This window comes from Vibrio profundum (assembly GCF_050337555.1).
In the GTDB taxonomy this organism is placed as follows: domain Bacteria; phylum Pseudomonadota; class Gammaproteobacteria; order Enterobacterales; family Vibrionaceae; genus Vibrio; species Vibrio profundum.
In genome coordinates, this window is sequence record NZ_JAKJTA010000008.1 from 194,007 (window position 1) to 214,619 (window position 20,613).

Below are 20,613 nucleotides of genomic sequence, written 5' to 3' on the forward strand. Positions count from 1 at the left end.
ACGTGACATCACCGACATTATTACTTTGTACCCAATTAGTGCCAGCCCTCTTGATGTTCCTTACCAATAAGCCTTACCATAAGACATAAAATGAACGGCTATGGCTAAGGTATGAACCAATGAATTGGCAAAGTGAATTTTCTTGTCTATCGCTGACTGAAACGACTCCCGTTCCAGCATTAGCGATCGCTCACCTGACTTCTTGGGGTACGATCACCCTCACTGGTGATGATAAAAAATCGTATCTACAGGGCCAAGTTACCTGTGACGTCGTTTCTTTATCTGCTCAGCAGTCAACGCTCGGCGCGCACTGCGACGCAAAAGGGAAGATATGGAGTGCTTTTCGCTTATTCCATCACAATCAAGGCTATGCCATGGTGCAAGCTCAGTCGGCAGTCGAAAAAGAATTACAAGAACTAAAAAAATATTCGGTCTTCTCCAAAGTTGAATTCCAACAAAGCCAAGATATCCTGCTGGGTGTTATGGGCGAACAAGCTGACGCTTTCATCGATACTCTATGCCAAGACGAAGGAAGTGTACGTGCTATCAGTGGTGGCAGCGCCGTCAAAGTCGGAGCGAACCGCTGGCTGTTGTTGGTTAATGAAGAAACCGTGCAAACTCTCATCCAGGCCAGCGATGCAGATAAAATCGATCAAAGATTGTGGCTTAAACAAGACATTGAGCAAGCGCAACCGTTTGTACCGAGCTTTGCTCAGACTGAACATATCCCTCAAGCACTAAACCTACATGCGCTAGGCGGAATCAGTTTTAGCAAAGGCTGCTACACGGGCCAAGAAACCGTCGCTCGCGCCAAATATCGTGGTATGAATAAACGCTCAATGCACTTGGTCAAAGGCCACTCAAACGCTGATATTGATGAGCAGACCAACCCGATTGAGTTACAGCGAGCCGTAGGCGAAAACTGGCGTAGCGCGGGACAATTACTGACACACCTGCGTTATGCCGACGGCACCACGATTGGCTTGATTGTGCTACCCAATAATTTAGATAGCAATGTGCAGCTAAGACTGACGGACCAGCCAGAATCAATTTGGTCTCTTCAACCTCTACCTTATTCGCTTGATGACGAATAATTTCAGCACCAAAGTAACTCAATACCTAGTTTCACTAGGTATTGAGTTTACGATCTTACCTCAAGATAAACCAACCACCAGCATTCGAGAGACCGCCGCTCAACGGGGCATCTGTACGAGCCAAATGGTTAAGTCAATCTTACTGAAAGATATGGCGAAGAATTACATTTTGGCATGTATACCAGGAGATCAATCGGTCGATCCGAAAAAAGTGCGAGCCGCACTCGGCTGCCGGCGTGTGACTTGTGCGAGTGAGGCTGAAATTCAAAGCGTGACTGGTTACGGGTTAGGCACTGTAAACCCACTGTTGCTTGCCCAAAAGGACATCACCATTCTTTTTGACCCCAAACTACAGCAACATCCTCACGTTTCCATCAGTAGCGGAAACAAGCACTTTGGCCTTGCGCTCAGCCGTCTAGAATTGGAGCGTCTTTGCACCCTATCTTGGGCTGATATCTGCCGCGATTAAACACATAGTGAACATCTAACCTTAGAGCCCAATACGGTCAGTGACAATAGACGGAACTAATTATACTGAGCGCTGTCTAGTTATTAACACCGATAGATACAAAGCGTCTACCCGGTTTCTATACTCAACGCAAAATGGTGAAAGACAATACGTGGGCACACCACATAGGTTAATGGCACTCAGCAATGAATACACTAAGCATAGCCGAGTCTTAACAAGCAAACTTTCTAACCACAAATTCTCTCGCCATCGGAATAAATATCTAAACTAAGGGCGGTTTAACTATACATTTATCCAGTATTGTCACAAAACAACAAAGAGAGTACTGGTATACTTTCCGCGCTAAAATTTAGGAAGGAAACACTATGAGACTGTTTAAGCGCTATATTCCCACTATGATAGCGAAACATATCACTCGACTGTTCAAGGGAAGACTCTATATTCACGGCGTTGGCGGGTTTGAATTTGATAATGGCAAATTGATCTTGCCAGCCAAAGCTAAAGATCGACATTTTCAGGCGGTAAAAGAGGTGAATGAAGAAATACTGAAACTTCGCTGCGCCTACGTATAGCAAGCATGTTATATATACAGAATAGTGAGGCTGCCCAGCCAGCCTCACCCATAGTAACTCACGTTCACAATAACTACGCGATCATAGTCACTACATGCTCATAGTTACTACACGCTAGTAGTCACTACACACTAATAGTGACGACAGGATTCTAGCGCGCTTCACTTTTGTCCTTACTGACCCTCGCCAATTCAGGTAAATTGCCACTCAGCCCCATCGCATGTTTGATGACTTCGCTCTTGGCGGCTGGCAGATTCGCGACCACTTTCATACCAAATCCACGCAGGAGTTTTTTCACAGGACTGCCTCCTGAAAAAAGCTCTTTAAATCCCTGCATCGCCGTAATCATTTTTGCAGCTTCTGCTTTTCTAGCGCGTTCAAATGGACGTAAGTTTCTTCTCAGACCAATATCCTGACTGTTCTGCCACAGCTTACTTACCTGCTCAGCGAGACACGCGGCATCAAGTAAGCCCAAATTGACACCTTGCCCCGCTAAAGGGTGAATAGTGTGTGCCGCATCGCCAACTAAAGCCACACGATCAAGAACGAAATCACGTGCATAACGCATTTTCAACGGTACAGCAAAACGTTCACCAACCACTTCACATCGTCCTAATCTAACGTCAAACTCTGCGCTAAGTGATTGATTAAATTCATTGTCAGAACAATGAGATAGCGTCTCTGCTCGATGTGAGTCAGTCGACCAGACAATGGAGCTCATATCCGGTTGAGACATAGGCAAAAACGCCAACGGGCCTGACGGAGTGAAAATTTGCCTCGCCACTTTTTGGTGGTTTTGCTCCGTCTTGATGTTCGCAACAATGGCTGTATGTCCATAATCCCAATGAGTCACAGGAATTGCCATCTGCTGACGCAGCCATGAATTCGCTCCATCAGCACCCACCACCAATTTAGCCGTGAGCGCTTGGCCGTTATTAAGTGTCAGCCATGCCTCACTTTCGCCTATGTTGATAGATTGGCATTTCGCGGGCATAAACAAGCTAACGTTACTGCAGCTTTTTACTTTTTCGAGTAAAGACACTTGAATGACACGGTTCTCAACGATATGGCCCAAATTGGGCTGCATGATTTGATCGGCGGAAAAGTCGATATTGGCAAAGCTGTCTCTCTCCCACACTTCCATCTTATGGTAAGGCGACAACCGACGCTGCTCAATCCCTTGCCATGCACCTAAATTACGAATGATCGTTTCGCTCGCTCGGCTCAATGCCGATACCCTAACATCCGGTAAATCATCAAACTGAGCACTAGGCTCTTTCCCTTCAATGACAGCAATCCGTAAATCGCTATCTTGGAAAGCTGCCGCAAGGGCCAAACCCACCATGCCGCCGCCAACAATGGCGATATCCACACTTTGAATCATTTTTCTAAACCTTCATTGATACCATTAGCGCGCAACTAACCCTAGGGCTATGTTAAGTAATGGCGACTTCAGCGCAGGGAAATTGTCCATTGCAGCTAAGCCGACGTTTCTCGCTCCGCTCAGCAATGGGATGTCATTGGAGAATAAGCGCACCAGGGATGTAGTGAGTGCGATTGTGTGCCTACTGTCGTCTGCTCTTCGTGCGCGAAAGTTAGCTAAGGTTTGGTAACGGCCAGGATCGTCAAGAGACATTAATATTTCATCGGCCAAGCTCGCAACATCTCGGATACCAAGGTTAAACCCCTGCCCCGCAATCGGGTGCAGCGTTTGCGCAGCATTCCCTACAGCGGCAATACGGTGCGATACGGTTTGTGGCCGATAAGACAGGCTAAGCGGGTAACTTGCTCGACTGCCCACCTGATTAAATCGCCCCAGACGCCAGCCGAACCCTTGTTGCAGGCGAGACAAAAACTCTGCGTCCTCACATCCAGCAACGTGCTCCGCCACCTCTGGCGGCATACACCATACCAAAGATAAACGATTCTCACTCAGCGGCAAAAGCGCAATGGGACCAAATTCGGTAAAGCGTTCAAATGCTCGCCCATGGTGGCTAAGGTCACTACGAACATTAGCAATAATCGCTGTTTGAGAAAAATCGTGCTGCTGCGCTGTTAAACCCGCCATCTGGCAAGAGTGGGAGTGAGCGCCATCGGCAGCCACCAGCAATTGAGCCGATAGAATATCCCCGCTACTCAGTTCAATATCTACCTTTTCCGCTTCACGGCAAATCGACTTTACTTTGTCAGGGCAAAACAAGTCGATCCGTTGCCTTTTTTGCACTTGCTGGGCAAACACTTGCCCGACATGCGACAATTCTACAACGTACCCTAACGCATCGACGGATAAATCATCTGCAACAATCTCTGTCATGCCGAAATGATGGCTATCTGATACGTGGATATGACGGATCGCGGTCGCATGTTCACGAATATGTGACCAAAGTTGATAACTCTGAAGCAGTTGCACTGTTCCATAAGAAAGCGCGATCGAGCGGGAATCAAACCCGGGGTGTTGAGAGTGATCGGCTTTATACGCCTCCACTACGGCAATATCCAATGCCCCGCCACTGAGCTCATCAAGAGCAAGTGCCAGCGTCATTCCTGCCATCGCGCCACCCGCAATAACAACGTTATACTTTTTCATTCAGATACCTATGCTTCCCCTATCAGTGAATTGTGGGAGAAGTCTCGTCGGTCGGCTTAATACCTAATTCAGAATGAATAGTTAACACACATACTTTGACATGTTCTATGACTTGCTCCAATAACAGCGATTGTTCTTCCAGATCATCGTCTTCATCCAAGCCTAGCTTGGCGATTTCTTCTAAATCCGCCAATGCCTCTTTGGTGTCTTTCGACGCTTTCACCAATGTCGCGCCTACCAAGCCTAATCCAGATATAAAATGATTGACCCAGTCTGATACGCTGTCTGCAAAATCAAACACCCCTTTCTCGCCCTCAGAATCGGCTAACAGCAGGTTCAGTTCTAAGTCTGTCCCCGTTAGCTCGCGCTTTGAGTATTCAAATACAGCGTTTGCCTGTTGCAACGCCAAATCTGGCCACCCCATCCCTTCATTGGTGTAATCAAAGATCAATGCCTGCCAAGCTTCTTTGGTCAGGCTATGTCCGCCGCTGAGCATGCCAACTAACAAACCATGCAATTCTGCAGGGGTCACTGAAATGCTAGCCGCTTGTAAAGAGTCCGCGACTACTGAGTATTTTGGCAACGTTTTATTGGTCATATCTAAGCTCACACAGAAAAATATTGGCTATTTTATCATTCCCCGCCTCTGGCTGAAATGCTGATGTCATCATTAATGAACAGTGAGTGTCCAATTTGCCCAATTACTGTGTAGTTGACCAACCATTTGCAGGCTGACAAACGGAAAAGCTTGAATCTTATAGAGCGTTTACCTATAGTTTCTACCTTAGTCGGACGTATCATAACTACCATAAAAGCAGCGCGTATAGAGTTCATTAAGAATGAGTAATCAAGCGGTAGAAGTTGAAATATTAGGAAAACTGACTCGAGTAAATTGCCCCGAGGGTGAAGAGGAATCTCTGATCCAAGCGGCGCAAGATTTAGATGACAGACTTAAAGACATGACGTCTCGCACTAAAGTTACCAATGAAGTTCAACTTTTGACTATCGCTGCGTTAAACTGTTGTTATGAGTTGCAGCAAAATAATCGATTGACCAAGCACCAGCAAAGTGACTGGACCAACAAAGTTGCACAGCTTTCTGCGTCATTAGAACAAGCGTTAAGTCAGGTTCACGAGAAGAAACTGTCTTAAATCGCAACCATATTTACCCTGAGGTGCTCGTCTGTGGGATTAAGTCCCTGAGCCGATAAGCAATATTTTAGGGTTGGTATTAGCCAACTATTGAGCAAGCTCGGCTCGTATCGAGAAGCCTACGGTTGTCATTACTGATCCGCCTTGAACCAGCTGGTTCAAGGGTCCATATCCTCAACGGCACCCCGGGGTATCTTCCTTTTCTAGCAGGCGAATCATGACACTTTCGCGCAATGCCCTTCGAACCCGAGTAAGAACCAAACGACGTGAACTCAGTTTGGAACAGCGCCAGCAAGACGCCCTTGAACTTGCGGCTTCGTTTAGTCAACTCCCCGTCGTACAACAAAGCCAACATATCGCATTGTATCTATCCAACGATGGTGAACTGGATACCCAACCGTTGTTTGAGCGCCTGTGGCAACAAGGGAAAAAAACTTACCTTCCCGTCTTACACCCATTCTCGAAAGGCCAGTTACTGTTTCTGCACTATCACCGAGAGTCGGTTATGAGCACCAATCGTTATGGCATAGCAGAACCCAAGCTCGATCAGAGGCTGATCATACCGGCAAGCCAGCTCAACCTCATTTGTGTCCCTTTAGTTGCCTTTGACAGTGATGGTAATCGGCTCGGCATGGGCGGTGGCTATTATGATAGAACATTGGAGCCTTGGTTCAGCACGGGGCGAGGCCCAGAGCCCATTGGTATCGCTTATGACTGCCAGTTTGTCGATGCTATTCCTGCCGAAGCGTGGGACATTCCCTTACCGATGATCGCCACCCCGACCAAAACGTGGCAATGGTAAGGTTGAACGTATTTCCTTCAGCTCTTCTAATGCGTTTTTTATTCCATATTTTCCATCCCGTGTTTTGTTATTCCGTGTAATGCACACCCAAGCACTTAGGTATATAATCTTGACCAGTTTATTTCTCGGTTCGATTAACTCTTAGGAGACACGCATGACTCAAGATGAAATGAAAAAAGCAGCAGGCTGGGCCGCATTAAAATATGTCACGAAAGGAGACATTGTTGGGGTGGGCACTGGATCAACCGTTAATCATTTCATTGATGCACTAGGCTCAATCAAAGATGATATCAAAGGTGCGGTTTCCAGCTCTGAAGCCTCAACAGAAAAACTTAAGCAGCTAGGGATCGAAGTATATAGCTGCAACGAAGTGGGTCACCTTGATGTGTATGTGGATGGTGCAGATGAAATCAACTCAGCTAAAGAAATGATCAAAGGCGGCGGTGCGGCCCTAACAAGAGAGAAAATTGTCGCAGCCATTGCAGACAAATTTGTCTGCATTGTAGACGACACTAAAGCGGTGGATACGCTAGGTGACTTTCCTCTTCCTATTGAAGTCATTCCAATGGCCCGTTCTTATGTCGGCCGTGAAATTCTCAAGTTGGGCGGCGATCCTGCTTACCGTGAAGGTGTTGTCACCGACAACGGCAACGTTATCATCGATGTACATAGCCTTAAGATTGCAAACCCTAAAGCCTTAGAAGACAAAATTAATGCTATCGCTGGCGTGGTCACTGTGGGACTATTCGCTCATCGCGGCGCGGATGTCATTATCACTGGCACCCCAAATGGCGCAAAAATTGAAGAGTAGCCACTAGGCCTCACCACAACAAAGGCGGATCTATATTAAACCGCCTTTTCGTCGTCCATCGATTTAACCAAACCGCCCTAGCCAACCTTCTCCGCTCGAAAAGTAGATATTTTGCACAAAGAAAACGTTTGCGTGTAGTATAAAAGCCAAATATTGCCAACATCTAACATCAGTATCCCCCCATTTTTATTTGCTATAAAAGGACAAGCACAATGATAAAAGTGTCACTAGACAAAGAGAAAATCAAAATTTTACTATTAGAGGGGCCTCACCAGTCTGCCGTTGATAGCTTAAAATCTGAAGGCTACAATAACATTGAATTTCATAAAGGATCGCTCTCAGAGCCAGAACTGATCGCCGCGATTCAAGACGCCCATTTTGTCGGTATTCGTTCACGTACTCATTTGTCCAGAAAAGTGATAGATGCGGCACCAAAACTGGTGGCCATCGGCTGTTTTTGCATTGGCACCAACCAAGTTGACCTACAAGCCGCGACTGAGCGAGGCATTCCAGTATTCAACGCGCCGTTTTCTAATACTCGCAGCGTCGCCGAATTAGTATTGGGCCAACTATTACTGCTTTTGCGCGGTATCCCAGAAAAAAACGCCTTAGCACATCAAGGTATCTGGCAGAAAAGCGCTATCAACTCCTATGAAGCAAGGGGGAAAAAGCTCGGCATCATTGGTTATGGTCATATTGGCACTCAGCTTGGTATCATTGCTGAAAATCTTGGCATGCGCGTGTCTTTTTACGATATCGAGAATAAGTTGTCGCTCGGAAATGCTACTCAGGTCCACAGCTTACCTGACTTACTTAACCAATCTGACGTGATCTCACTGCACGTGCCTGAAACACCAGAGACCAAGCTCATGATGGATGCAGAGCAATTTTCCCTGATGAAGCCCGGAGCAATATTTATAAACGCCGCAAGAGGCACTGTGGTGGATATACCAGCTTTGTGTGCGGCGCTAGAGTCCAAACACTTAGGGGGAGCCGCAATCGACGTATTTCCTGTTGAACCACAAACGAATGCAGACCCTTTTGAATCGCCATTAATGCAATTCAACAACGTCATCCTCACCCCACATGTCGGCGGATCGACCCAAGAAGCACAAGAAAACATAGGACTAGAAGTCGCAGGGAAACTGGCTAAATACTCAGACAACGGCTCAACACTGTCTAGCGTTAACTTCCCTGAAGTATCCCTGCCAATTCATCGAAACTGTTCACGTTTGCTGCATATTCACCGTAACCAACCGGGTATTCTGACGCAAATCAATACCATCTTTGCACAAGAAAGTATCAACATTGCGGGTCAGTATTTGCAAACATCGTCCGAGCTGGGCTACGTCGTTATTGACGTTGAATCAGCGCGCTCTGAAGAAGCACTCGAAAAACTAAAAAGCATTTCAGGAACAATCCGCGCCAGAATCTTGCACTAATCTTTGGCGACACAGATTCAACAAGGGCCACATACGTGGCCCTCTGTATTTAGATAGGATAAGGGATTAGGCTTTTAACGCACGCTCCCCTCGAACAATTCCCACCACACCGCTGCGAGCAACTTCTAGAACCTCGGTCATTTCTGACACCGCTTTTATAAAGGCATTGAGCTTTTCACTTGGGCCCGTCAATTGCACGGTATACTGAGAAGCCGTCACATCGACAATTTGCCCACGGAAAATATCGGCGGTGCGCTTGACCTCAGCACGTAACATGCCGGTGGCTTTTACTTTTACCATCATCAACTCACGCTCGATATGTTCCAACTCCGTCACTTCTTGCACTTTGAGCACATCGATGAGCTTATGCAATTGCTTTTGAATTTGCTCCAACTGCATTTCATTGGACTCTGTCGTCACATTTAGGCGAGACAGCGTTTCATCGTCCGTCGGAGAGACCGTTAAAGATTCAATATTGTAGCCACGCTGCGAAAATAAACCGACGACGCGAGATAGAGAACCCGGTTGGTTTTCAATCAACACAGAAATTATATGCCTCATATTACGTCCTCTCCGTTTTGCTCAACCACATCTTATCCATCCCCTCGCCTTTGATTTGCATCGGGTAGACGTGCTCAGTTTCATCGACGCTGATGTCCACAAAGACTAATTTATCTTTCATTGCTAAGGCTTGCTGCAATTTCTCTTCAAGTTCATCAGGTGAGGATATTCTCATACCAACATGGCCATAAGCCTCCGCAATAGCCGCAAAGTCAGGCACCGAGTCCATATAAGAGTTGGAATGTCGACCTTGATAAATAATATCTTGCCACTGCTTCACCATACCTAAGAACCTATTGTTCAAGTTTATGATTTTCAGAGGGATACTGTATTGCAGCGCCGTAGAAAGTTCTTGGATATTCATCTGAATACTGCCATCACCAGTGACAACAACCACTTCTTCATCTGGTTTCGCAAATTTTACGCCCATACCAGCAGGCAAACCAAAGCCCATCGTGCCCAAGCCGCCCGAATTGATCCATCGCCTTGGCTTATTAAATGAGTAGTAAAGCGCAGCAAACATCTGATGCTGTCCCACATCCGACGCAACATAGGCATCGCCGTTGGTCAACTCGTGTAAAGTTTCAATAACTTGCTGAGGTTTAATTCGGTCCGGAGAGGTTTGGTAATCTAAGCAGCGCTTCTCACGCCACACGCTAATATCATCCCACCAACGGTTGAGTGCGCCAGCATCATTACTCCCGCCTTGCTCGACGAGTAAGTTCGCCATGTAAGTGAGCACTTGCTCAGCAGAACCAACAATCGGCAAATCAACTTTCACATTTTTTGATATGGAAGAAGGATCGATATCAATGTGCATCACCTTGGCATCTGGGCAATATTTTTCTAGGTTATTGGTTGTTCTATCGTCAAAACGAACCCCAACACCAAAAATTAGATCCGCGTTGTGCATGGCCATATTTGCTTCATAGGTCCCATGCATGCCAAGCATGCCTAAAGAATTACTGTGACCACCAGGGAACGCACCTAACCCCATCAGCGTGCTGACAACAGGTAAGTTCAGTGTTTGGGCAAGTTGAAAAAGAGGCTCGGAAGCGTCGGATATTACAGCGCCACCGCCAACATACAAAACGGGTTTCTCAGCTTGCAATAATGCTTTCAGTGCTTTTTTAATCTGACCTTTATGACCAACCGTGGTGGGATTATAAGAGCGCATGTTAATACAGTCTGGGTATTGATATGGCCGTTTCACTGAGGGATTTAAGATGTCTTTAGGTAAATCAATTACCACAGGCCCAGGTCGCCCTGTGGAGGCGATATAGAATGCTTTCTTTACCGTATCGGCTATTTCATCCGCTGATTTCACAAGAAAACTATGTTTAACGATAGGTCGAGACACACCCACGATATCACATTCTTGAAACGCGTCATTGCCGATTAAGTTAGACGGTACATTCCCTGAAATCACAATCATGGGGATGGAATCCATATAAGCTGTCGCAATCCCCGTCACCGTATTGGTAGCTCCCGGACCAGAACATACCAATACCACGCCTGGATTGCCTGTCGCTCTGGCATAACCGTCTGCCATGTGCGTGGCTGCCTGTTCATGCCGAACTAACACATGCTTTATTTGCTCTGATTTGGCATGTAGCGCGTCATAGATATCCAATACTGAGCCGCCCGGATACCCAAAAATCTGCTCAACCCCTTCCTCAATCAGAGATTGAACCACCATCTCTGCCCCTGATAACATTTCCATATATTCTCCTTTATTCGGCAACCGCTTATTTGGTCAATATGCAGTTCCGAAAAACATAGTCGTAGGTCTTATTTGTAGCCCCGAATAGACACTGCTTATTACTCGGCTATGCCTCTATCAGCGTCATAACGCGATAAAGAGACCCACTAACTCTAACGCCTAATGGCATATTGATCTAACCCCCGCAAAGCCAATAAAGAGAGATCGTCCAAAACGCTCTAACAACTTAGGTCAGAGAACTGATTCCTCAGTATGACATGGCATAAGAATCTGGTTTTCATGGATATTTCAATCATTAATAGCTAATACAATATGGATAAATAAAGTGGTGAGCATCAGAAATGACGAGCAATTGATCATGGGGGGAAGAGAAGAAAACAGCGGGAAACAATGGAAAAGAAGGTTGAATGTTTATTATACGTTTATCAATAGAGAAAACGTTTGCCTTTTTAAGACAAACGTTTCAATCAGTGTGCGTCAATTTAGCCTAGAGCAACCACTTCACCACAAATCATCATGAGCTGATCACGTAACCAGATGTGACCTTTATCTTTCTCACTTGACTCATGCCAGCTTAAGTAACCACTGATTTTGCCATTTTCGAATGGGAAATCGAGGATCTGAAGCTGATCTTGGTTCGCAGCATTTTCAACCATCCAGCGCGGTGCAATAGTCACCAATTCAGATTGGCCAACAACATACAACACATTGCTTAGACTCGTACCTTCGTAGTAAGCCTGAATATCAATCTCATTGTACGCTTGCTCAGAGAAACTACGTTGGCCGTGAACTCTAGAAAGCTTCGCATGCTTCTCTAGGGCTAAGTTCGATGCCGTGACATCTCCTTGAATTCTTGGGTGAGCTTTGGATGCCACAACCACTAGCTCGTCTTGGAAAATCTCAGTGCTAGAAAAGCCCTGCTCATCAAAACGCGCGTAATCAATAACAAAGTCAATTTCTTGGTAACGCATCCGCTCAGCCAATAAGCGATCAAACTCAGCATCAAGGTGAAGCTGTACGTTTGGTGCTTGCTCATGCACGCTAGACATGATTTTCGGTGCAAAGCGCATATCACATGGACTACAGATCGCCAATTTAAACAAACGCGTTGACGTTTCAGGCGAGAAGATAGAGCTCGGAAGTTCATTACGAATCAATTGTAATGCTTGACGAACCGGGCCAAAAAGCTGTCTTGCACGTTGCGTTGGCTGAATACCACGACCTTGACGCATAAACAGTTCGTCATTAAACATCACTTTCAAACGCGCGACAGCATTACTTACCGCTGGTTGAGACATTCCTAAGTTATGTGCTGCTCGGGTAATGTTTTGCTCTTGCATCACTGCATCAAACACTGTTAACAAATTCAGGTCCACGCCACGCAATGTGCTTTCCATACGATAACTCGCGATTGCACTCATTGCATCTTTCTTATCTAACATTGGTTACGCCTCTTCTAGTAATCAATCAACAGTTTTAACAACTGCTTAGTGAATTCGATTTTATGTATCTAGGTGAATACTGGATAGCCTAATTTTTATATTTACTACCTAGATACTTTCGGAACATTCATCACTATCAACTAATCAATTGCGGCTTGGCAACAAGATTGATATTTAATCAGTATTTTTTAGCCACCCAACCAAATAACACCTAACAATCAACAAATTAAATGAAGTATAAAAAAACATAAAAACCATTATTATCGAATTAATATATATATTTAGGCATATGAGCGAGCAAAAACCCATCAACCAAAGCGCTGTCGGGAAACATTGAACTGAGGGATATTCCCTATGAACCATAAATAGAGTAAATACACCATGACAACAAAACAAAAACGCCTACGTTACATTCCAGCTTCATATTAGACATTCAGGCAATCAAGGTTAGCCAAAAGAGAGTACGAAAAGGATAAAAACAGATGGGATTTAATGAACACGATTCATGAGGAAAGACCATTCCTTCGGCCGACCTACATCATGGGATAAACCTGAAGATACTTGAACTAAGTTCTTGAGACTGTTTATTGAAGGTTAGTTAAACAAACCGTGTTGAAGCAGTTTAATATTGTGCTCAAACAAGGCCATCAAAAAGTCTTCGTTCATTTCCATGTCATGCAGCTCATAAGTCGCTGGAGGCATAATGAATGGGAACACCATCAAACTAATGAACGACATGCGAAACAGGCGTGGGTCAACGTCCTCCCGAATAGCTCCTTGGGCATGTAAGCGCTCGAAAACAAGTCCATGCATAGGCCCACTCACCTCAAAAAACACTTTCTTGGTCAGCTGATGCTGCACATCGGACGGTGGCAACAACATGACCTGCATCAGTAACCGTGGGAAATGTGGAATTTTAAGCATTTCTTGATAATACGTGCGCATAATTTCAAACAAAGTTGCCCTATTACTGTTGAGAAGTAATGCTTGAACCTTGAGCCTCATCGGCTCAATCGTTTCTCTCAACATAGTTTCGAACAAGCCTTCCTTGTTACTAAAATAATAGCGAATCATAGAGCTATTCACGCCAGCCTTTTTCGCTATTAGACGCGTCGATACCTTGTCATAGCTGAGCACGGTAAATAAGTCTCGCGCACTGCCTATTAATTTATTTCGCGTATCAAGCTCGGTGCTAGGCCTACCAGGCTTCCTTTTTTCGTCGTGCATATTGGTCTGCTAAAATTATTCATATGATTAATTATAAATCCCCTCCAACTAACTTTGTAGCTTGAATGAGGACAACAAAGTGTTTTTCCCTACAAATAAGCAAGATACACCTCAGCCTTTGCTGCCGTGTGAGTTTTTCTTTATAAATTTGTGATAATTCCTTGACCCTTTACACAGAGTGAGGTACTAATTTACTAAATCAATTTTGTGGATACCGCGTCAATGACAACGCCATTTTCTCTCCTGCTGAACCTGCTCCTTATCGTGTTTAAATCGCGCGGGTAGACTATGGAAGAAAGATAACCACACAAAATTCCTAAAGCCCGCACTGAGATGCGGGCTTTTTTGTCTTTGTCAATTAGGCATAAACGATTAGCTAACTAAAAGGAAGTCAACATGAACGACCAGGTGATTATTTTCGACACCACCTTACGTGATGGTGAGCAAGCGCTCTCCGCTAGCTTAACAGTGAAGGAAAAACTGCAAATCGCTTTTGCCTTAGAGCGACTAGGTGTTGATATCATTGAGGCGGGGTTCCCTATTTCATCACCTGGTGACTTTGAATCGGTACGCGCTATTGCGCAAAGCATCAAACACAGTCGAGTGTGCGCACTTTCTCGGGCGGTTAAACAAGATATTGATGCCGCGGCAGAAGCGTTAAAAGTAGCGGACGCGTTTCGCATCCATACCTTTATTTCCACGTCCGATATCCACGTCCAAGATAAACTTCGCCGCAGTTATGATGATGTAGTTGAGATGGCGGTGAACGCCGTTAAACACGCTCGTAATTACACCGACGACGTGGAGTTTTCTTGCGAGGATGCAGGCCGCACTCCTATCGATAACCTTTGTCGTATGGTTGAAGCGGCCATTTCAGCAGGGGCTAGCACAATCAATATCCCAGATACAGTGGGCTATACCGTGCCAAGTGAATTTGGTGGCATAATCCAGACCTTGTTTGATCGGGTACCGAATATCGATAAAGCCATCATTTCAGTGCATTGTCACGACGATCTGGGCATGTCAGTGGCCAACTCAATCGCTGCCGTTCAAGCAGGTGCTCGTCAAGTTGAAGGCACTATCAATGGCATTGGTGAGCGTGCAGGCAATTGCTCGCTTGAAGAAATCGCGATGATAATCAAAACACGCCAAACACTACTTGGCGTAAGCACATCATTGAAACATGACGAAATCCATCGCACCAGTAAACTGGTCAGCCAGCTGTGTAATATGCCAGTGCAAGACAACAAAGCAATCGTGGGTGCGAACGCGTTCAGCCATTCTTCTGGTATCCACCAAGATGGCATGCTGAAGAATAAGAACACTTATGAAATCATGACGCCAGAATCCATCGGCCTAAAGAACCAAGCGCTGAACCTGACCAGTCGCTCGGGTCGTGCTGCCGTTAAGAGTCATATGGACAGCATGGGTTACAACGAAGAGGAATACAGTCTAGACGCCTTGTATCAAGACTTCCTAAAACTTGCTGACCGAAAAGGACAAGTCTTCGACTACGATTTAGAAGCACTAATGCATTTCTCAAACCTCCGTGCGGAGGACGACTTTTACAAACTAAATTATCTGAGCGTGCAATCTGGCAGCGTGATGGCAACCACTAGCATCAAGCTGCTGTGTGGCGAAGAAGAAAAGTGTGAAGCTGCCGTAGGCAACGGTCCTGTTGACGCACTATACCAATGCATCTACCGAATCACGGGCTACGAAATTACCCTAGATAAATTCGACTTAACCGCCAAAGGTGAAGGTGAAGATGGACTGGGACAAGCCGATATCATCGCAAATTACAAAGGCCGGAAATATCACGGTACTGGTGTCTCCACCGATATTGTCGAAGCGTCAGGAGAAGCGCTATTGCATGTCATCAACAGTATTGAACGAGCCAATAAAGTCGCCAAGATAAAGTCAGACAAGATGCTGACTATGTAATATCGCTGGTAAATGAAAGATCAAAACAAACTTAGACAAGTATTAAAGGATTAAGATGATCACTAAACGTTACAAAATCGCCGTACTCCCCGGTGACGGCATTGGCCCTGAAGTCATGCAGCAAGCGCACAAAGTGTTAGATGCGATTGAAACAAAACATGCCATTGAGTTTTCGCGCGAAGAACACGATGTCGGGGGGATTGCAATCGACAACCACGGAACGCCTCTGCCTGAAAGCACCTTAAAAGCGTGCGAGGAGTCTGATTCCATATTGTTTGGTTCCGTCGGCGGACCTAAATGGGAAGGATTGCCAGCCAATGAACAACCTGAGCGTGGTGCCCTGCTTCCTCTACGTAAACACTTCCAACTGTTTTGTAACTTACGTCCTGGTCAAATTCATCAAGGTTTAGCTGAATTATCCCCGTTGCGCGCAGATATTTCAACGCGCGGATTTAATATTGTCGTTGTGCGTGAGCTCACTGGCGGAATTTACTTCGGCCAACCCAAAGGGCGAGAAGGAGAAGGCGCAAATGAAAAAGCGTTTGATACCGAGGTCTACCACCGCTACGAAATTGAACGTATTGCCAAAATTGCCTTTGAGTCCGCCCGCTTGCGTAGAAAAAAAGTGTGCTCTATCGACAAAGCAAATGTACTACAAAGCTCGATTCTTTGGCGAGAAGTCGTCGAAGAAGTGGCTCTAGGCTACCCCGACATTGACCTATCGCACATGTATATCGACAACGCGACCATGCAACTTATCAAAGATCCATCTCAGTTTGACGTGATGCTCTGCTCCAACATTTTCGGCGATATTATTTCTGATGAATGCGCCATGATAACAGGCTCGATGGGCATGCTGCCGTCTGCCAGCTTAAACGAAAGTCAGTTCGGTCTCTATGAACCAGCTGGCGGTTCTGCCCCTGATATCGCGGGGAAAAATATCGCCAACCCCGTCGCGCAGATCCTTTCAACCGCTCTAATGCTACGTTATAGCCTTGCCGAAGAATCAGCGGCGCAAGACATTGAAGCCGCAGTGTCAAAAGCACTTTCAGCGGGAGAATTGACCGCAGATCTCGCAGGCAATAGCCCAGCGCTTTCCACGTCAGAGATGGGCGATAAGATTGCTGAATACATTCTAAATTCATAATAATTATTCGCTCCTGATGAGCTGTTGTCAGGAGCCATACACAGAGTAGTCATAATGGGTAAAACACTATACGAAAAAGTTTACGACGCTCACGTCGCCGTCGCGGCAAAGGGAGAGACACCTATCTTGTATATAGATAGGCACCTAGTTCATGAAGTGACGTCCCCTCAAGCCTTTGATGGTCTGCGTGAAAAAGGACGTCGTGTACGACAAGTGAATAAGACATTCGCCACGATGGATCATAATGTCTCTACAACAACCAAAGACATCAATGCCTCAGGTGAAATGGCGCGTATCCAAATGGAAACGCTTGCCAAGAACTGCGAAGAATTTGGTGTCACCCTGTACGACATCAACCACAAATACCAAGGCATCGTGCATGTAATGGGGCCAGAACTTGGCATCACACTACCAGGAATGACCATAGTATGCGGTGATTCGCATACGGCAACCCACGGTGCATTTGGCTCCCTTGCATTTGGTATTGGCACCTCAGAAGTTGAGCACGTGTTGGCCACTCAGACCCTCAAGCAAGCCAAAGCCAAAACGATGAAGATTGAAGTTAGAGGCAAGGTCTCCGCAGGTATTACAGCCAAAGATATCGTTCTCGCGATCATTGGAAAAACAACGGCCGCGGGGGGAACTGGCTATGTTGTGGAGTTCTGCGGTGAAGCGATCACAGATCTTTCAATGGAAGGTCGTATGACCGTATGCAACATGGCCATCGAGCTTGGTGCCAAGGCTGGCCTTATCGCCCCTGATGAAACCACGTTTGACTATATTCGCGATCGAAAATTTTCTCCAGCCGATGATATGTTAGATCAAGCTATCAACTACTGGAACACATTACGCAGCGACAACGATGCTACATTTGATGCTGTTGTGACACTAGATGCTGCTGAAATTAAACCTCAGGTCACTTGGGGAACCAATCCGGGTCAAGTCATCGCCATCGATACGCCGATACCGGCCCCACATAGCTTCAGCGACCCAATCGAACAGGCATCAGCTGAAAAGGCATTAGCGTATATGGGGTTAGAGTCTGGAAAATCCCTATCCGATTATCGCATAGATAAAGTTTTCGTCGGTTCTTGCACCAACTCACGTATTGAAGACATGCGCGCCGCTGCGGAAATTGCGAAAGGGCAGCGTGTGGCTTCTCATGTACAAGCTCTTATTGTTCCAGGCTCCGAGCAAGTCAAATTACAAGCAGAAGCGGAAGGATTAGATAAAGTGTTCATTGACGCAGGTTTTGAATGGCGCTTACCGGGCTGTTCTATGTGTCTAGCAATGAACAACGACCGACTAGGGCCTCATGAGCGCTGCGCTTCGACATCCAACCGAAACTTTGAAGGCCGACAAGGGCGCGATGGCCGTACACATTTGGTGAGCCCAGCCATGGCCGCCGCCGCTGCAATCGCTGGTCACTTTGTTGATATTCGTGAGCTATAAGGGAAATATTATGTCAGGTTTCAAAACACACACAGGCATTGCCGTTCCTCTAGATTCCGCGAATGTCGATACCGACGCTATTATTCCAAAACAATTCCTACAAAAAGTATCTAGGCTTGGTTTTGGTAAACACCTTTTCCATGATTGGCGCTTTCTTGATGATGAAGGCCAAAAGGCAAATCCCGATTTTGTCTTAAACGCGCCGCGCTATCAGGGCGCTTCTATTCTCTTAGCCCGTGAAAACTTCGGCTGCGGATCATCGCGAGAACACGCTCCTTGGGCATTAGCTGATTATGGCGTCAAAGCGATGATAGCTCCAAGCTTCGCTGATATTTTTTATGGCAACTCAATCAACAACCAACTTGTTCCTGTTCGACTAACCGAATCACAAGTTGATGAGTTATTCCATTTCGTCGAAAATGAAGAAGGCGCACAGATCCAAGTGGATCTCGTCGACATGAAAGTTCGGGCGAATGGTAAGGAATATTCATTTGAAATCGATGAATTTCGCCGCCATTGCCTGCTAAATGGTTTAGACAATATTGGTCTAACACTACAATACGAAGATAAGATCACGGAGTACGAACAAAGCATCCCAGATTACCTTCGTTAAGCGATGCCTTAGTTATCAAAAAGCTAACCACTAATAAAAAGTTGATGTGAAAGCATCGACTTTTTTATTACCTGAAATTTTAGGGCTCTTCGCTAGGTCTAGTGAGTTAAGTATCTTTCTCACTATGGAACCCAAGAATGAAATACCTCCTCTCATTAATTCTCGTATGCGTGTCCTACTCGACAATAGCAGCCCCTAAAGCAGACTTATGGCCTTATTGGGCAAAATGGGATAATAGCAATCACAGCGTCATCTCTCATGCTCCTTGGCAGAAAATCCTGAGCAAGTATGTCGTCAAAGAGGGAAAAAACACATTATTTAACTATCAACAAGTCACCCCGACAGATAAACAAAAGCTTAAGCAATATATTAAACACCTTGCTCAGCTAGATCCGAGAGTCTATTCCAAAGCAGAACAATATGCTTACTGGGTTAACCTATACAATGCCTTAACGGTTAACTTAATCCTAGACAATTACCCGATACAGTCTATTACCAAGCTAGGTGGGTTGTTTAGCTTTGGTCCATGGGGAGACAATATTATTCGTATTGATAATAAGGAGTTAACCTTAAATGACATTGAACATAGAATATTGCGCCCAATCTGGAAAGATCAACGCACTCACTACTTAGTAAATTGCGCCAGCTTAGGTTGTCCTAACCTACAGCCGACAGCCCTCACGTCTGGCAATACTGAAGCGATGAAAGAGAAGGCAGCAATGGAGTTTATTAATAGCCCCAAAGGTGCTCACTTTGATGGTGATACCCTAGTTCTTTCTTCTATTTATGACTGGTTCGCGAGTGATTTTGGCAATAAGGCACAGTTAATCGAGCACTTGGCTAAGTACCGGCCAAAGCTTGCAGGTTATAATGGGAAAGTGAATTATGATTACAATTGGAATTTAAACGCCAAATAGCAAAAAAACCTCAGCGTTAGCTGAGGTTTCGTTTTCTTCTCGACGCTTATTCAGCGGAGGAAATTAGAGTCTGGCGATGTCCTACTCTCACATGGGGAAACCCCACACTACCATCGGCGCTATTGCGTTTCACTTCTGAGTTCGGCATGGAATCAGGTGGGTCCACAATGCTATGGTCGCCAAACAAAATTAGTGGTGCTAGTACCCAGATTCGAACTGGGGACCTCACCCTTACCAAGGGTGCGCTCTACCAACTGAGCTATACCAGCATTAATTTTGTTTTTCATAAAAAAGCCCCGTTTAATACGGAGCTTTTATAAATAAAGTCTTACGAACAAACTGCTTTATTCAGGTTTGTCTTGGGTCTGTAACCTAAGACGGTATTAAAGCCTGGCGATGTCCTACTCTCACATGGGGAAACCCCACACTACCATCGGCGCTATTGCGTTTCACTTCTGAGTTCGGCATGGAATCAGGTGGGTCCACAATGCTATGGTCGCCAAGCAAATGCTTAAATTCGGAAAGCTGGCTTTAAAAGTTCATCACACATTCAATTCGTTCTTGGCTTTGAGTCCACAAAACCCCTTAGGTGTTGTATGGTTAAGCCTCACGGGCAATTAGTACAGGTTAGCTCAATGCCTCGCAGCACTTACACACCC

At 45.6% G+C, this 20,613-nt stretch carries 19 protein-coding genes, 1 tRNA gene, 2 rRNA genes and 1 other RNA gene; 13 read left to right on the forward strand and 10 right to left on the reverse strand.

Features of this window, described 5'->3' with window-relative positions; genetic code table 11:
• The first annotated feature begins 119 nt into the window (after nt 1–119).
• The 3 genes from ygfZ to L4C34_RS09600 all read left to right on the forward strand — a co-directional run bounded on the left by ygfZ (nt 120) and on the right by L4C34_RS09600 (nt 2,135).
• Complete coding sequence (ygfZ, locus tag L4C34_RS09590; protein ID WP_428789127.1) at nt 120–1,094, forward strand: tRNA-modifying protein YgfZ; 975 nt, start codon at nt 120–122, stop codon at nt 1,092–1,094.
• Nucleotides 1,084–1,563, forward strand: a complete 480-nt coding sequence (locus L4C34_RS09595; protein WP_428789128.1) for an aminoacyl-tRNA deacylase — start codon at nt 1,084–1,086, stop codon at nt 1,561–1,563. The genes ygfZ and L4C34_RS09595 overlap by 11 nt, the downstream gene beginning before the upstream one ends.
• A gap of 365 nt (nt 1,564–1,928) precedes the next feature.
• Entirely contained in the window at nt 1,929–2,135 is a 207-nt protein-coding gene (locus L4C34_RS09600) for a DUF1107 domain-containing protein (RefSeq protein WP_428789129.1), read from the forward strand.
• A 151-nt stretch (nt 2,136–2,286) separates the two neighbouring features.
• Here the strand turns inward: L4C34_RS09600 and L4C34_RS09605 are convergent, their stop codons facing one another.
• Genes L4C34_RS09605 through L4C34_RS09615 form a run of 3 tightly spaced genes read right to left on the reverse strand, consistent with a single transcriptional unit; the run spans nt 2,287 to nt 5,320 of the window.
• Nucleotides 2,287–3,519 carry an FAD-dependent 2-octaprenylphenol hydroxylase gene (locus tag L4C34_RS09605; RefSeq protein WP_428789130.1) on the reverse strand — a complete coding sequence of 411 codons (1,233 nt, stop codon included), beginning with the start codon at nt 3,517–3,519 and terminating at the stop codon, nt 2,287–2,289.
• Nucleotides 3,520–3,543: 24 nt separating this feature from the next.
• Nucleotides 3,544–4,722: a 2-octaprenyl-6-methoxyphenyl hydroxylase gene (gene ubiH, locus L4C34_RS09610; protein ID WP_428789131.1), complete on the reverse strand. Its 1,179-nt coding sequence runs from the start codon at nt 4,720–4,722 to the stop codon at nt 3,544–3,546.
• A 22-nt stretch (nt 4,723–4,744) separates the two neighbouring features.
• Nucleotides 4,745–5,320 (reverse strand): YecA/YgfB family protein, encoded by a 576-nt coding sequence (locus tag L4C34_RS09615; protein ID WP_428789132.1) that lies wholly within the window; start codon nt 5,318–5,320, stop codon nt 4,745–4,747.
• A gap of 241 nt (nt 5,321–5,561) precedes the next feature.
• On the opposite strand from L4C34_RS09615, the gene zapA reads away from it, so the two are divergent.
• The 5 genes from zapA to serA all read left to right on the forward strand — a co-directional run bounded on the left by zapA (nt 5,562) and on the right by serA (nt 8,928).
• A complete protein-coding gene (gene zapA, locus L4C34_RS09620; protein WP_428789133.1) occupies nt 5,562–5,873 on the forward strand; it encodes a cell division protein ZapA in 312 nt (103 codons plus the stop codon).
• Nucleotides 5,874–5,885: 12 nt separating this feature from the next.
• Nucleotides 5,886–6,069: non-coding RNA, 6S RNA (gene ssrS, locus L4C34_RS09625), on the forward strand.
• A 21-nt stretch (nt 6,070–6,090) separates the two neighbouring features.
• Nucleotides 6,091–6,675 (forward strand): 5-formyltetrahydrofolate cyclo-ligase, encoded by a 585-nt coding sequence (locus tag L4C34_RS09630; RefSeq protein WP_428789134.1) that lies wholly within the window; start codon nt 6,091–6,093, stop codon nt 6,673–6,675.
• 154 nt (nt 6,676–6,829) lie between these two features.
• Complete coding sequence (gene rpiA / locus L4C34_RS09635) at nt 6,830–7,486, forward strand: ribose-5-phosphate isomerase RpiA (protein ID WP_428789135.1); 657 nt, start codon at nt 6,830–6,832, stop codon at nt 7,484–7,486.
• A gap of 212 nt (nt 7,487–7,698) precedes the next feature.
• Nucleotides 7,699–8,928, forward strand: coding sequence for a phosphoglycerate dehydrogenase (serA, locus tag L4C34_RS09640; protein WP_428789136.1), 1,230 nt, complete (start codon nt 7,699–7,701; stop codon nt 8,926–8,928).
• Nucleotides 8,929–8,994: 66 nt separating this feature from the next.
• Here serA and ilvN read toward each other — a convergent pair whose 3' ends face one another.
• From ilvN to L4C34_RS09660, 4 genes are all read right to left on the reverse strand, one after another.
• Complete coding sequence (ilvN, locus tag L4C34_RS09645; RefSeq protein ID WP_428789137.1) at nt 8,995–9,489, reverse strand: acetolactate synthase small subunit; 495 nt, start codon at nt 9,487–9,489, stop codon at nt 8,995–8,997.
• 1 nt (nt 9,490) lies between these two features.
• Complete coding sequence (locus L4C34_RS09650) at nt 9,491–11,212, reverse strand: acetolactate synthase 3 large subunit (RefSeq protein WP_428789138.1); 1,722 nt, start codon at nt 11,210–11,212, stop codon at nt 9,491–9,493.
• Between the two features lie 482 nt (nt 11,213–11,694).
• On the reverse strand, nt 11,695–12,654 hold the full coding sequence (gene leuO, locus L4C34_RS09655) for a transcriptional regulator LeuO (RefSeq protein ID WP_428789139.1): 960 nt from the start codon (nt 12,652–12,654) through the stop codon (nt 11,695–11,697).
• Between the two features lie 594 nt (nt 12,655–13,248).
• Entirely contained in the window at nt 13,249–13,881 is a 633-nt protein-coding gene (locus tag L4C34_RS09660; RefSeq protein WP_428789140.1) for a TetR/AcrR family transcriptional regulator, read from the reverse strand.
• A 396-nt stretch (nt 13,882–14,277) separates the two neighbouring features.
• On the opposite strand from L4C34_RS09660, the gene leuA reads away from it, so the two are divergent.
• The 5 genes from leuA to L4C34_RS09685 all read left to right on the forward strand — a co-directional run bounded on the left by leuA (nt 14,278) and on the right by L4C34_RS09685 (nt 19,954).
• Nucleotides 14,278–15,825, forward strand: coding sequence for a 2-isopropylmalate synthase (leuA, locus tag L4C34_RS09665; protein WP_428789141.1), 1,548 nt, complete (start codon nt 14,278–14,280; stop codon nt 15,823–15,825).
• 55 nt (nt 15,826–15,880) lie between these two features.
• Complete coding sequence (gene leuB / locus L4C34_RS09670) at nt 15,881–16,972, forward strand: 3-isopropylmalate dehydrogenase (RefSeq protein WP_428789142.1); 1,092 nt, start codon at nt 15,881–15,883, stop codon at nt 16,970–16,972.
• 54 nt (nt 16,973–17,026) lie between these two features.
• Complete coding sequence (gene leuC / locus L4C34_RS09675; RefSeq protein WP_428789143.1) at nt 17,027–18,424, forward strand: 3-isopropylmalate dehydratase large subunit; 1,398 nt, start codon at nt 17,027–17,029, stop codon at nt 18,422–18,424.
• A gap of 10 nt (nt 18,425–18,434) precedes the next feature.
• Nucleotides 18,435–19,037, forward strand: a complete 603-nt coding sequence (leuD, locus tag L4C34_RS09680) for a 3-isopropylmalate dehydratase small subunit (RefSeq protein ID WP_428789144.1) — start codon at nt 18,435–18,437, stop codon at nt 19,035–19,037.
• Between the two features lie 137 nt (nt 19,038–19,174).
• Complete coding sequence (locus tag L4C34_RS09685; RefSeq protein WP_428789145.1) at nt 19,175–19,954, forward strand: DUF547 domain-containing protein; 780 nt, start codon at nt 19,175–19,177, stop codon at nt 19,952–19,954.
• A 68-nt stretch (nt 19,955–20,022) separates the two neighbouring features.
• Here the strand turns inward: L4C34_RS09685 and rrf (L4C34_RS09690) are convergent.
• From rrf (L4C34_RS09690) to rrf (L4C34_RS09700), 3 genes are all read right to left on the reverse strand, one after another.
• Nucleotides 20,023–20,138: ribosomal RNA gene (rrf, locus tag L4C34_RS09690) — 5S ribosomal RNA — on the reverse strand.
• Nucleotides 20,139–20,147: 9 nt separating this feature from the next.
• Nucleotides 20,148–20,223: transfer RNA gene (locus L4C34_RS09695), tRNA-Thr, on the reverse strand.
• Between the two features lie 119 nt (nt 20,224–20,342).
• Nucleotides 20,343–20,458 (reverse strand): 5S ribosomal RNA (gene rrf, locus L4C34_RS09700).
• Between the last annotated feature and the right edge of the window lie 155 nt (nt 20,459–20,613).

What these genes read in the sequence shown, in the direction of transcription:
- L4C34_RS09605 (WP_428789130.1), bottom strand. Translation starts at nt 3,519, where the DNA reads ATGATTCAAAGTGTGGATATCGCCATTGTTGGCGGCGGCATGGTGGGT.
- L4C34_RS09685 (WP_428789145.1), top strand. Translation starts at nt 19,175, where the DNA reads ATGAAATACCTCCTCTCATTAATTCTCGTATGCGTGTCCTACTCGACA.
- L4C34_RS09615 (WP_428789132.1), bottom strand. Translation starts at nt 5,320, where the DNA reads ATGACCAATAAAACGTTGCCAAAATACTCAGTAGTCGCGGACTCTTTA.
- leuO (WP_428789139.1), bottom strand. Translation starts at nt 12,654, where the DNA reads ATGTTAGATAAGAAAGATGCAATGAGTGCAATCGCGAGTTATCGTATG.
- L4C34_RS09595 (WP_428789128.1), top strand. Translation starts at nt 1,084, where the DNA reads ATGACGAATAATTTCAGCACCAAAGTAACTCAATACCTAGTTTCACTA.
- L4C34_RS09600 (WP_428789129.1), top strand. Translation starts at nt 1,929, where the DNA reads ATGAGACTGTTTAAGCGCTATATTCCCACTATGATAGCGAAACATATC.
- leuA (WP_428789141.1), top strand. Translation starts at nt 14,278, where the DNA reads ATGAACGACCAGGTGATTATTTTCGACACCACCTTACGTGATGGTGAG.
- serA (WP_428789136.1), top strand. Translation starts at nt 7,699, where the DNA reads ATGATAAAAGTGTCACTAGACAAAGAGAAAATCAAAATTTTACTATTA.
- ilvN (WP_428789137.1), bottom strand. Translation starts at nt 9,489, where the DNA reads ATGAGGCATATAATTTCTGTGTTGATTGAAAACCAACCGGGTTCTCTA.
- zapA (WP_428789133.1), top strand. Translation starts at nt 5,562, where the DNA reads ATGAGTAATCAAGCGGTAGAAGTTGAAATATTAGGAAAACTGACTCGA.
- ygfZ (WP_428789127.1), top strand. Translation starts at nt 120, where the DNA reads ATGAATTGGCAAAGTGAATTTTCTTGTCTATCGCTGACTGAAACGACT.
- L4C34_RS09650 (WP_428789138.1), bottom strand. Translation starts at nt 11,212, where the DNA reads ATGGAAATGTTATCAGGGGCAGAGATGGTGGTTCAATCTCTGATTGAG.
- leuC (WP_428789143.1), top strand. Translation starts at nt 17,027, where the DNA reads ATGGGTAAAACACTATACGAAAAAGTTTACGACGCTCACGTCGCCGTC.
- L4C34_RS09660 (WP_428789140.1), bottom strand. Translation starts at nt 13,881, where the DNA reads ATGCACGACGAAAAAAGGAAGCCTGGTAGGCCTAGCACCGAGCTTGAT.
- leuB (WP_428789142.1), top strand. Translation starts at nt 15,881, where the DNA reads ATGATCACTAAACGTTACAAAATCGCCGTACTCCCCGGTGACGGCATT.
- leuD (WP_428789144.1), top strand. Translation starts at nt 18,435, where the DNA reads ATGTCAGGTTTCAAAACACACACAGGCATTGCCGTTCCTCTAGATTCC.
- L4C34_RS09630 (WP_428789134.1), top strand. Translation starts at nt 6,091, where the DNA reads ATGACACTTTCGCGCAATGCCCTTCGAACCCGAGTAAGAACCAAACGA.
- ubiH (WP_428789131.1), bottom strand. Translation starts at nt 4,722, where the DNA reads ATGAAAAAGTATAACGTTGTTATTGCGGGTGGCGCGATGGCAGGAATG.
- rpiA (WP_428789135.1), top strand. Translation starts at nt 6,830, where the DNA reads ATGACTCAAGATGAAATGAAAAAAGCAGCAGGCTGGGCCGCATTAAAA.